Source organism: Geofilum sp. OHC36d9 (assembly GCF_052400685.1).
Lineage (GTDB): Bacteria > Bacteroidota > Bacteroidia > Bacteroidales > Marinilabiliaceae > CAZHHH01.
Map to the genome: position 1 here is coordinate 1 of NZ_JBQTGJ010000001.1, position 11,826 is coordinate 11,826.

Consider the following 11,826-nt stretch of genomic DNA (forward strand, 5'->3'; position numbering starts at 1 on the left):
ACAATTCCAGACAATCCATCAAAGCCATTTCGCATGTCAACAGTGCTGCAACACAGAAAGTATCGCAGATTAGCACTTAAACCAAGCATGACTAGTAAATTTTTATATGTATTCCTCCCGGTAATTCAATCTCCATCCGGATCGGCTGAACCTGATCATTCATATCTAAACCGGAACTGAGCTCTACAAAATCAGGCATCATAGATCGGGATGATTGAGTTGAAGTTTTTGTCGGCTGATCAACTTTCACTACTTCGTTGTATTGTTTTTTACACCAATAATTGAATGACTCATACTTAAATCCATGTTGATTTGCAAACGACTTGCGCGTCATACCTGATTCACGCCATTGTTCTACCATTGCAAACATTTTTTCTTTCTTGCTCATGTTTTTTTTGATGCAAAAATATTCCCGATCATCTAATTATGAAATATGCACGCAATGGGGTGGATACCCTAAAACAGGACTTTGAGCAATTGCCCATCCCCCTTTCCGAGACCGACTAATGGTGTGGTTACTTACCCATACAATTATGCCTCGTATTCCGTTCCTGTTCGTCAGTTCAGACTTTTGTAGGCTCGCTTACTTCACTGCATGAATCACTCCAAACCAGCTTGCGACTTACTAATGTTTCCCGGTGTTAACCAAGCACATAAGAGACTTGCACTCTCTGGACTTTCTCACTATAAAATGTGAAAATTTGTTTATATTTACCATTCAAGGCACACACATTTTATAAATTCCATGGCGGCCTTAGTGGTACGCCAGCAGCGGATTTCCGCATGTTTTCCTTGTCCGTATGCGGACAGGAAGTCACCCGCAATCCGCCACGTAACTTATAATTTTCCGTTAGGCAACATATAAACCCACAACTATGGAAAATCCATTATCTAAAGAAGAATACAGAAAAAGAGTAAATGAAAAAGAGTATCCAATAAGAGGAGATTACTTTCGTGACCAAACCGCTATAATACATTCGATGCCATATCGTAGGTTAAAACACAAGACGCAAGTTTTTTTCTCGCCAGAGAATGACCATGTTTGCACTAGAATTGAACATGTTATGCATGTTGCAACGATTGGTGCAACAATATGTAAAGGATTAAATAATTTTGGATGGGATTTAAATGTTGAAATGGCATTTGCTATTGGATTAGGACATGATTTAGGACATGCCCCATTTGGTCATGCAGGAGAGACCGCTCTAAATAGAAAATTGAATGCTGACTTTAAATTCGTTCATGAAGTAAATAGTTACAGAGTTGTTCAATATTTAGCAAACAAAGGAGAAGGGCTTAATTTAACCTACGGCGTTAAAGATGGAATTATTAATCATAATGGAGAAAAGTTTGCTCAATATTTGAAACCATCAGAGTCTAAGAATGACTTAGATAAAATTAAAACAAGAGATTATTTTGCATCAAGTTACGAAGGAATTATAGTCAGATTTGCAGACAGTATCGCTTATTTAGGTAGAGATATTGAAGATGCAGTTTTGGCAAAATATATTACATTATCAGATATCCCCGAAACAATTCGAGATTATATAGGCAAATCAAATGGAGATATAATTAATTCCTTAACAATTGACTTAATAAATAACTCAAAAGAGAGTGATAAAATAGGGTTCTCTGACGAAATGTTTGAAAAATTAAACATTTTAAAACAATTTAATTACCGAAATATCTATTTACATCCTGATATTTTAAAATATCGAAAAAAAGGAGAAAAAATCCTCGAAGAACTATTTGATTATTTGATAGATATTTATGATAACAATGGTCAAAATTACTCAAAATATACTTCTAGTGATTCTGACCTTGGTGTTAGTTTTGGTCGATATTTAGAAAAAATGAAGACTCTTTATGATAAAGAAAATAATATTCCAAGACAGATAGTTTGTGATTATATTGCTGGTATGACTGATAATTTTGCATTAGAGGCTTTTAAATCAATAAAACTTCCAAAAGCCATTAAATTTTAAATACGTTGCCTAATATATAGGAGTATGAGCGGTCGGCATGACCCAGCGATTACTCCAGGTTGAACCACATCCCGGTAGAACTACAACTAAATACTATGGACCTACTGCCGTTTTTTTATGTTTTTGAGAAAAATGCCCATGCTAGTCTTGTGCAGCTACCACGCCTAAGTTTATTTTCTCAATTTTTTTTTAATAGGCTTTAGTTTTAAGTATATTAGGGGGTTGTTTTTGCGAAAACGATATGAATACTGTTTGTTGCCTTCGTTTGATAAACGATATATTAGGTAATTACTATTTAATGCGAGAAATGTTAATAACGATATGAGTGTGTTAGCCCACATTAAAAAAAATAAAATATGCCAACAATACAAAAGTTCATAAACGACGGAAATAAATACAAAGTCGACCATACTTACCAGAGACCAGTTGACGCTTGGTCTAAATTGGACAAGCAATGTCTAATTGATACTGTATTAAAAGGAGAACCTATTCCAATCTTCTTTATGAATTATAAATCAGGCGAAGATAAATTTTATATTGTAGATGGACAACAACGACTTCATTGTATTCAAGAATTTTATGACAATAAATTATCCTTAAATAAGAAATTCTCTGGAGAAGATAATCACGGATTAACTTTCAATGGAGAGAAAGCATTATCTGATAACCAAAAAGAGACTTTTCTAAATTACAATTTAACCTTTCACGTTATGGAGGACTATGATGATGAAAGAGTTAGATTAATATTCTCAAGACTTCAACGTGGTAAACCTTTACAGCTTGGAGAAAGATTAAATGCGAATCCTGGTACCATTGTAGAATGTATGCGAGAAATTGCTAATCACAATTTTATGAAATATTCAATTGGAATTTCACAAAATAGGTATGGTGTTTATCCAGATGCAGCAAGAATCTTATTTTATGAAATGTATGGTTCTAAGCAAATGGGTTCTAATGAATTATATAATTTCTTTGACCAGCATAAAGAATTGGAAAAAAATTCTAAAGAATACAAAAACGCAATAGGTGTATTAAATTTTCTCGAAAAATGCTTCCCAAAAAACCCCGGGAATTATAAATATCTTGAAAAACATGCGTGGGTAATTGCTCTTTACACAATGGTTAGAGATTTAAAAATTGGATATTCACTCAAAGGACAAGAAGAAAATTTAAGAACATTTATAAAATCATTCCACTCCAAGGTATATGACGAATCTTTTAGAGGTTCAAAAGCTAATTATCAAAGATTTTATGATAACGTAAGAGGTGGTTGGTCAGAAAAAATATTAACTCTTCGCAAAAAAATTCTAATTGATGAATTTTTAGCCAAATACAATGTTTCGGAATTGGATGATAGACGACAAATAAATGATGAAGAAAAAATTAACGCATTTAGAAAAGCAGGCGGTAAATGTGAATATCCAAATTGCGAAATAGAGTTCAAAGACTACAAAGAAGCCGAATATCACCATAAAGAGATGTATGCAAAAGGAGGAAAATCCGAATTAGACAACATTATGGTTCTTTGTACTAAATGCCACGACAAAATTCACGGAAAAGAACATATTGAAAGTGACTTGGTAGAAGAATACGAAGAAATAGAATAACGATGGGCTAATATAATAGGAGTATGAGCGGTCGGCACGACCCAGCGATTACTTCAGGTTGAACGACATTCCGGTAGAGCTACAACAAAATACTATGGACCTACTATCGTTTTTTTATGTTTTTGGGAAGAATGCCCCTGCTAGTCTTGTGCAGCTACCACGACTAAGTTTATTCTCTCAATTTAATTTTTAATACGCTTTAGTTTTCAGTATATTAGAGGGTTGTTTTTGCGAAAACGACATGAAGTCTGTTTATAAAGATGTTTTCGTTTGATAAAGATATATTAGGTAATTGCTATTTAATGCGAGAAATGTTATTGACGATATGTGGGCGTTGGCAACAACCTTTACGCAAAATCAGCATAAGAAAAATAAATAATTGAATGAGTAGTAAAAAGAATAATAAGAAAAGAATAACAACAAGACTGACCATTGTTTATAAGTTTATTCTACCTGTTATTTTAATTGGAATTTTAGTTGCTTTGAATCTAGCAATTAAAGAAGTCGCTAGCAAGACAGATTTGATCGTCATAAATTGTTTATGTTTGATCATGATGACCATAGGATATTTACCAATGTTGAATATCAAAAAGGTACATATTGACTCAAAGAAGGTTTATTGTTCTAATTATTTTTCGGAAAAAGAATATGAACTGAAGTCAATCATAAAAGTGAAAAGGTGGTTAATTTTTCATTACCGAATTTTTCTTGAAAAAGAAGGAAAAATTAAGAAAATTAAATTTTTACCGTTTGAATTCTTAAGGCTAGATTATTTATTAAAAAAACCAGATTCAATAGTCAAATTAGAACGAAGAATAGATTCGTTAAAATAAAAAAGGCAGTTGCCAACATGTGGTAATAAGGCATTGGCGGGTTCGTGCCGATTCGACAGGTCGAATCTCGTGCTTGCTTCTGCTCGGTCAGACAGATTGACTCTCGTCAATCCGCCACGACCTCATACCACTGTACGTTAGCACCCATGAACAGCAATTCAAACATATTAAATATGGATTTTAAAAGTTTACTATAATAAATTAAAATGATGAGAAAGAATTTTGTAAAGTTAATTTTCCTTCTGTTAATATTTTCTAGTTGTGAAAAGACCGAGATAAAACAAATTGAACTCAAAGGAACAATAGAAGGGCAGATGTATGTTTATAATGAGTTTGGAGAAAATAATGATGACTTTGAAAACATTAATGTTGTACTTGATGATGGAAACACAAAATTTTCAACTACAGTTAATAGTAATAATGAATTTTTGATAGATAATATTCCAACAGGTACTTATGACCTGATTTTTTCTAAAGAAGGATATTACGTTTATCAAATTCAGGGATTACAAATCGTTGGAGGTGATGAACCTCTCCATACTTCTGGCTATTTGATAGAAGAAACAAGTACAACAATTGAAAATATTAGTATAGAATTAGATGCTGTTAATAACCTCTATCTTAAAAGCACTGTAAATCATAACGGTGATTATGCTCTAATAAGATACTTTTTACATAATCAAGAGAATGTATCTGATTCAAATTATATAGAAGCAGGAACATTGATTTTTGATGGTGAAAGTGGATCCCAAATAGCTTGCAATATGTATAGCAATACAAGCAGTTACTCTTCGGGAAGTGAGGTTTATATTATTGCTTATGGCTGTCCAATAGTTAGCATTGGCTATTATGATATTTTGTCAAATCGCAATATCTGGCCGGTTGGAGAACCATCTAACGTAACAAGAATAACAATACCATAATAAAATAACTAACTATGAATATTTACAAAAGAAATAGTAGAATATTATTCTTTTCTTTTTTCATATTATTGATAAATAATGCGTGTGAAAAAAATGTTGAATACGAAAAATTATCTGGCCAGTTAGTTGGCTATGTCCAACTATTCGATAATAAACGTATCCTTTTGTCCGATAATAGTGGTGTTGAAATTACTTTAGAGGGAAGTAGTTCAGAAATAAAAGTCTATACTAATGAAAGTGGACAATATGTTATTGACAATTTAGAAACTGGCACTTATAATATTCTTTTCAATAAAGACGGTTATGGACAATACAAAATATATGGTAAGCCTTTTGTCGGTGGAAATAAACCAACAACACTTGGTCAAAGGTATTTATATCAATTTATAGATTGTCAAATAGATAATGTGCAGATTACGGAGATAGAAGATGCTTATTATCCAAGTGTTTTTGTAACCGCAAATGCTTTAAACCAAAACGAACATCCTTATCCTTGGTGCCGTTATTATTTAAGCAATAAACAAACCGTTTCATATGAAAATTATATCTCAAGCACTGCTGACCACTTATTTTATGATTCGGGTGATTTTAATTTTATATTATATATTGATACACTTCAATTTCCAACAGGTTCCGAATTATATTTAATTATGTATCCAGCAATAAGCAGTTATGAATATAATTATACTGATATAAACACAGGGAAAGAAATTTATACAACAGTTAATTATAATAACCCATCCAATGTGGCAAGTATTATAATTCCAGAATTTGAATAATTGTTTGCAAATTAAAATAAAACAAAACAAAGAATGAAAACTGTAAAAACATTAATTATACTGAATCTCTTCATTTTTTTATTCGGTTGTGATAAGAGTGATGACAACCTATCATTTAGCGGAGAAATTATTGGCTTTGTTAATTTAATTGATAATAACGGTGTCGAAATTGAAGATAAAAGTAGTGTCAAAGTTTCAATTGAAGGTAGTGGTAATTCGGTAATTACTGATGAAGATGGCCGTTTTGAATTAACCAATGTTAAAGCCGGGACTTACAATATAATTTATGATAAAGCAGATTATGGATTATATAAACTCTTTAGTTACCAATTTATAGGAGGCGATGTACCTGCTTTTATTGATATTAAAGAATTATACGAACTTCCAAATGTGGAATTTGTAAATTTGGATATGGCATATACAGATGAAGGTACTGTATTTTCCAATAACGGGATTAATTTTTTTTTTGAAACAACAGAGACGTATAATATTCGATTTACAGCATTCTTTGATCATAGCGAAGATGTATCAAAATCAAATTATGATTATAAATTTACATATAGCACTTATTCTTTTTCCTCTCCATTGACTGAATTTTTAACATATGTAGGAATAGATAATTCTCCTTATACGAAAGGGGAGACTGTTTATATTAAAGTGTATTTCTGTAATTTTTATGAAGATAATATGGTTTATGATTATGATATTGAGGATTACATGTACACAAGTTATATAGAGGCTTCTGATGTAATAAAATTTACTATTCAATAGTAAAATATATCCTAATTAGACTCTGTCCATAAACTAAGTGTTTGAAATATAAAGTTCAAATTTAAGGCCTGTGAAGTCATAAAAATCAAGGAGTTTACTTTTCGTAAATGACTGTTTTTATGACAAGCATAACGCAGAAGTTGACTTTATAGACAAACACTAATTACTGTTGTTAAAAGGCAACATAGATCAATGTAAAAAATCACGGGTGCTAATCGAGTAGGCTCTCCGCTAGGCTTTTAGCCTGGCGGAGAGCCTCTCACACCACCGACCGTACGCGAGCTCTGCTCCCACCTTTCGTTTTAAATATTCACAGGATATTTTTCACTCGGGTGCATATACGGCGGTTCGTACCTTGATGGGTTAAGCGACAAATGAAGTTCCGGCATAGATATGTAATCGCGTCTCTTTAGTCTTGAAATAGTTATAGTTGTTCCTAAAACAGGACTTTGAGCAATTGCCCATCCCCCTTTCCGAGACCGACTAATGGTGTGGTTACTTACCCATACAATTATGCCTCGTATTCCGTTCCTGTTCGTCAGTTCAGACTTTTGTAGGCTCGCTTACTTCACTGCATCAATCACTCCAAACCAGCTTGCGACTTACTAATGTTTCCCGGTGTTAACCAAGCACATAAGAGACTTGCACTCTCTGGACTTTCTCACTATAAAATGTGAAAATTTGTTTATATTTACCATTCAAGGCACACACAATGTGTCATACGTAATGGCGGGGAAAGCAGTAAATATCAAGGTTTGTGGCTCGCATCAACGCTATATCGGTTTGATAGCGAGAAGCTCCGAAGTCCGCCACTACGCATACACTCGACGTTGTGTTTAATGCTGAAAGAGACCGTGCAAATGCCCACCCACAAACAACACATTTAAAAATCTCATTGGCTTTCCCACTACCAAAATTTTTAAAAGAGTTGTTTTTTTGGCAACGCAAAAAGAAATCGTAGTATAAATTTGAGATTCACACCAAATGGAGGTATATTGCTCGAAATATTTCTAAGTTGACAATTGCAGAATACATAAAAAAACTTTTATCGGTTGAAGAATACTCATTCTCAGTAGTTGAGTTACGTGATGAGTTAGGAAAAACAGATACTTCTATCAAGAGAGAACTTGACCGCTTGACTGAAAAAGGGGAAATTGTAAACCTGAGAAAAGGATTCTATTTAATAATTACTCCAAGATACTCCTCTGCTCAAAAATTACCAATTCAACTTTATAGTGAAAAACTATTTAAATTTTTGGGTAGAAACTATTATGTAGGATTATTTTCTGCTGCTAGGTTTCATGGAGCTAGTCATCAACAAGCTCAAAGAGATTATCTGATAACTGAGAAACCAAAGTTCAACGATATATCAAAAAGGACAATTGACATCCGCTTTTTTACTACAAGCAATTGGTCAGATAAGAATATCCAGTTAAAAAAATCAGATGCAGGAATTTTTAAAATTTCAAGCCCAGCATTAACAATAGTTGATTTGATTCACCATCAAACAAAATTAGGCGGAATAAACAGAATGCTTGCAACTATTGAGGAACTGACAGAAGAATTAAACAAATCAGATTTAGATAACCTTTTAAGTTGGTATCCGAACAAAAGCACTTTGCAAAGGTTCGGTTTTTTGCTTGAAGAACTTGGGATAGAAGAAGAATTACAAGAAATGATTTATTCAGAGTTAATGACAAGAAACTTCTTCCCTGTTTTATTGAGTCCAAAATCAAAAGAAAAACCAGGTGCAGTTGACAATAAATGGAAAGTTGATGTTAATGTAAAATTAGAAAGTGATTTATGATACCCAGACCATATATCGCAAAATGGCAGGAACATGCACCTTGGAGAGAATTTTCACAAGTGGAACAAGATTTAATTATTTCAAGAGCCTTGGTTGAAATTTTCTCAGATGAATTTTTGCGAGAAAATCTTGCATTCAGAGGAGGAACAGCTTTACATAAATTATATCTAAATCCTGCTTCTCGTTATTCTGAGGATATTGATTTAGTACAAATCAAGGCTGGTCCTATTAAACCAATAATGGAAAGAATTGGAGAAGTTGTAACTTTTTTCGAAGAGAAAAGAGCTACACAGGTTCGTGGACACGGAGCTAAGGCTTTATATCGTTTCACTTCGGAATACGAAGAAATAAGAATGCGTTTGAAACTCGAAATCAATTGCAAGGAGCATTTTAATGTTCTTGATTGGGTTGATTTTCCTTTTGAAATTGAAAGTGAATGGTTTTCTGGTAAAGCAGAAATAAAGACTTACAATATAAACGAACTTTTAGGAACAAAACTCAGGGCATTATATCAACGAAGCAAAGGGCGAGATTTGTTTGATTTAGATTATTCACGGCAACATATTGACTTGGACTATAAACAAATCATAAATTGTTTTAAAGAATATACTTCGTTTGCTACAGGAAAAAGAGCTCCAAGTAAAAAAGAGTTCCTACTTAACATAGAAGAAAAAGAAAACAGTGCTGAATTTACAGGTGATATGGAGGCTCTTTTGCGACCTGAAATTAGTTACAATCAAAACGAGGCTTTTGATTGGTTAAAAACAGAATTGATAGAAAAGATATAAATGACAAATATTACTTCAATTGTAAAGTCCATTCGGGATATAATGCGCAAGGATGCAGGATTGGATGGGGACGCTCAAAGAATAGCGCAATTGGTTTGGATGCTATTCATGAAGATATTCTCCGACAAAGAAAAAGATTGGAAAAAGTCAATTGAAGACTATATAAGTCCAATACCTGATAATTTGAAGTGGGAAAACTGGGTAGTTAAGAAGAAATTGTCGGGTGATGAATTGATTGCTTTTATCAACGAGGAGTTATTTCCGACATTAAAAAGTTTAAACGGTGAGGTGAAACGGCATGAAATTGTAAAATCAGTTTTTGAAGACACCTTTAATTTCATGAAGAATGGAAATCTTTTTCGACAGGTAGTTTGGACTTCTTTCCACCTAAAAATATGTTCTATCCTGATTCAAATAGCATTTATCGGGTTAATCCAAAAGGACAATATGATTTGATTTCAATCGGAATAAAGAATTTTCTTCAAACTCAAAATTTGAAACTTGACAATAACTCTCTAATTATTGGACTAGATAGAATAGATGATGGAGAAAAAATTGAGACTTTGAATCCTGACCTTCTTTCTATTGACACATTGGGCCTATATTTTAAATACTATTCACTTAACGAACTTGATAGTCTGGTGAACATAAGTAAACGAATTGTTCGATATGTTGAAATCGGAGAGATTATTGATTATTGGACTGCAGCAAGAATCTCTTTGACATATAAGATTTTGATACCTAAAGAAGTTTCAAATTTTACGGAAAGGCAATACAACTGTTTATTGGAGTATAAGAAAGCTGGAATGAATTATTTATTACAAAAAGACTATATTCAAAATGGTTGGGAACTCATTGAACAATAAAGCACTGCTACCAATATATATGAGTATGAGCGGTCGGCACGACCCAGCGATAACTCCAGGTTGAACGACATCCCGGTAGAACTACAACTAAATACTATGGACCTACTGTCGTTTTTTTATGTTTTTGGGAAGAATGCCCATGCTTTAATTGTGCTGCTGCTTCTGCTCCGTAAGTTTATTCTCTTAATTTGTTTTTTTAATACTCTTTAGTTTTCAGTATATTAGGGGGGTGTTTTTGCGAAGACGATATGAATACTGTTTGTTGCCTTCGTTTGATAAACGATATATTAGGTAATTACTATTTAATGCGAGAAATCTAATGATGATATGGGGGCGTTGTATGCAAGTGTAGAAAACCGCATCTCGACACATTGACATGATATTAAAAGATTGAAATAATTAAAAAAAACGGACTGACAGGATTAGCACTCCGTGGATAGGACGGTGCAATTTGAGGGGAATTTATTTTGTTTTTTCTCCCCCGCGCAAAGACAAAAAGAAACCCCGCCCGCAAAACAACACATTTGCAAACCGCTGCAAGCCAGCCCCGAAAACCAAAGTTTGCAAAAGAGTTGTTTTTTGCCACCACCTATCCATATACATTTATTAATGAAGCAGGAACAATAAGATATTATGATAATAAAAAACACAACTGCAAAAAATGAGTTAAATGACCTAATAAAGGAATTTGTTTTATTAACTAATGATTCCTCTGAAAGGCAAGCTATTATTTCAGTTGATGATGCATGTAATGATTTTATGTTTTTGCAGGATAGTACTATTACAATAAAGTATGGGGGCAAAAGAATTACAAAAACGAACCTGCCTGTTTATACGCATAGATTGGAGCCACCTTGGGAGTTTATATACGAAAGCCATGTGTCATATTTCATAATAAAAGTTCACCCTTGGGCAAATTCTGCTTATTTTCCATATAAAACCCCTTATGGAATTAAAGATGTAAGTGAATTATATGGTGAATCAATTGTTGATTTACATAGCAGAGTTTTTAAAGCAAAATCATTTGATGAGTGTGTTCAAGCGTCAGAAGAATTTTTAGAAGGTTTAAAAATAACTATTGACTCAAATATGATTTTGGTTAAAAACATTTGTAATAAGATTTATGAAACAAAGGGGATGATTACTGTAAATGACCTTTCGGATATGTTTGAAATGAGCAGGCAGACATTAAATAAAATTTTTTTCACCTATGTTAATTATACTACTAAGTATTTTATAATTCTGGTAAGGATATTAAGTGCTTCCAAATTTAAACTAAATAATCCTTCCTGTTCATTAACCGAGTTGGCATATGAATTCGGGTATACCGACCAGTCACATTTTATTTATGATTTTAAAAGAATGAGCGGAGTAAAGCCATCGCAGCTTTTTAGTAATCCACCAGCCTTTTTGCAGCGACATAAGAAATAGCGTGCTTACCATTTTTACAATTTTCAATAACATATG

The 11,826-nt window shown here is 33.0% G+C and carries 12 protein-coding genes; 11 read left to right on the plus strand and 1 reads right to left on the minus strand.

The window, feature by feature from the left end; all coding sequences use genetic code 11:
* Window positions 1–91 precede the first annotated feature (91 nt).
* Complete coding sequence (tnpA, locus tag ACT3CD_RS00005; RefSeq protein ID WP_444641707.1) at window positions 92–388, minus strand: IS66 family insertion sequence element accessory protein TnpA; 297 nt, start codon at window positions 386–388, stop codon at window positions 92–94.
* Between the two features lie 487 nt (window positions 389–875).
* Between tnpA and ACT3CD_RS00010 the strand changes: the two genes are divergently transcribed.
* The 11 genes from ACT3CD_RS00010 (at window position 876) to ACT3CD_RS00060 (ending at window position 11,790) form a co-directional block, all read left to right on the plus strand.
* The gene (locus tag ACT3CD_RS00010) at window positions 876–1,985 is read left to right on the plus strand and encodes an HD domain-containing protein (protein ID WP_444641709.1); all 1,110 of its coding nucleotides are present in this window, start codon (window positions 876–878) and stop codon (window positions 1,983–1,985) included.
* Between the two features lie 356 nt (window positions 1,986–2,341).
* Window positions 2,342–3,592 (plus strand): GmrSD restriction endonuclease domain-containing protein, encoded by a 1,251-nt coding sequence (locus ACT3CD_RS00015; RefSeq protein ID WP_444641711.1) that lies wholly within the window; start codon window positions 2,342–2,344, stop codon window positions 3,590–3,592.
* A 383-nt stretch (window positions 3,593–3,975) separates the two neighbouring features.
* Window positions 3,976–4,425, plus strand: coding sequence for a hypothetical protein (locus tag ACT3CD_RS00020; protein WP_444641713.1), 450 nt, complete (start codon window positions 3,976–3,978; stop codon window positions 4,423–4,425).
* 206 nt (window positions 4,426–4,631) lie between these two features.
* A complete protein-coding gene (locus ACT3CD_RS00025) occupies window positions 4,632–5,348 on the plus strand; it encodes a carboxypeptidase-like regulatory domain-containing protein (protein WP_444641715.1) in 717 nt (238 codons plus the stop codon).
* A 14-nt stretch (window positions 5,349–5,362) separates the two neighbouring features.
* Window positions 5,363–6,127 carry a carboxypeptidase-like regulatory domain-containing protein gene (locus ACT3CD_RS00030; RefSeq protein ID WP_444641717.1) on the plus strand — a complete coding sequence of 255 codons (765 nt, stop codon included), beginning with the start codon at window positions 5,363–5,365 and terminating at the stop codon, window positions 6,125–6,127.
* A 33-nt stretch (window positions 6,128–6,160) separates the two neighbouring features.
* Window positions 6,161–6,898: a hypothetical protein gene (locus ACT3CD_RS00035; RefSeq protein ID WP_444641719.1), complete on the plus strand. Its 738-nt coding sequence runs from the start codon at window positions 6,161–6,163 to the stop codon at window positions 6,896–6,898.
* Window positions 6,899–7,913: 1,015 nt separating this feature from the next.
* Window positions 7,914–8,705, plus strand: a complete 792-nt coding sequence (locus tag ACT3CD_RS00040; RefSeq protein ID WP_444641721.1) for a type IV toxin-antitoxin system AbiEi family antitoxin domain-containing protein — start codon at window positions 7,914–7,916, stop codon at window positions 8,703–8,705.
* Window positions 8,702–9,493 (plus strand): nucleotidyl transferase AbiEii/AbiGii toxin family protein, encoded by a 792-nt coding sequence (locus ACT3CD_RS00045; RefSeq protein WP_444641722.1) that lies wholly within the window; start codon window positions 8,702–8,704, stop codon window positions 9,491–9,493. The genes ACT3CD_RS00040 and ACT3CD_RS00045 overlap by 4 nt, the downstream gene beginning before the upstream one ends.
* Complete coding sequence (locus tag ACT3CD_RS00050) at window positions 9,494–9,949, plus strand: type I restriction-modification system subunit M N-terminal domain-containing protein (RefSeq protein ID WP_444641723.1); 456 nt, start codon at window positions 9,494–9,496, stop codon at window positions 9,947–9,949.
* Entirely contained in the window at window positions 9,889–10,359 is a 471-nt protein-coding gene (locus ACT3CD_RS00055) for a hypothetical protein (protein WP_444641725.1), read from the plus strand. The genes ACT3CD_RS00050 and ACT3CD_RS00055 overlap by 61 nt, the downstream gene beginning before the upstream one ends.
* 633 nt (window positions 10,360–10,992) lie before the next feature.
* Window positions 10,993–11,790 carry a helix-turn-helix domain-containing protein gene (locus tag ACT3CD_RS00060; protein WP_444641726.1) on the plus strand — a complete coding sequence of 266 codons (798 nt, stop codon included), beginning with the start codon at window positions 10,993–10,995 and terminating at the stop codon, window positions 11,788–11,790.
* Window positions 11,791–11,826 lie beyond the last annotated feature (36 nt).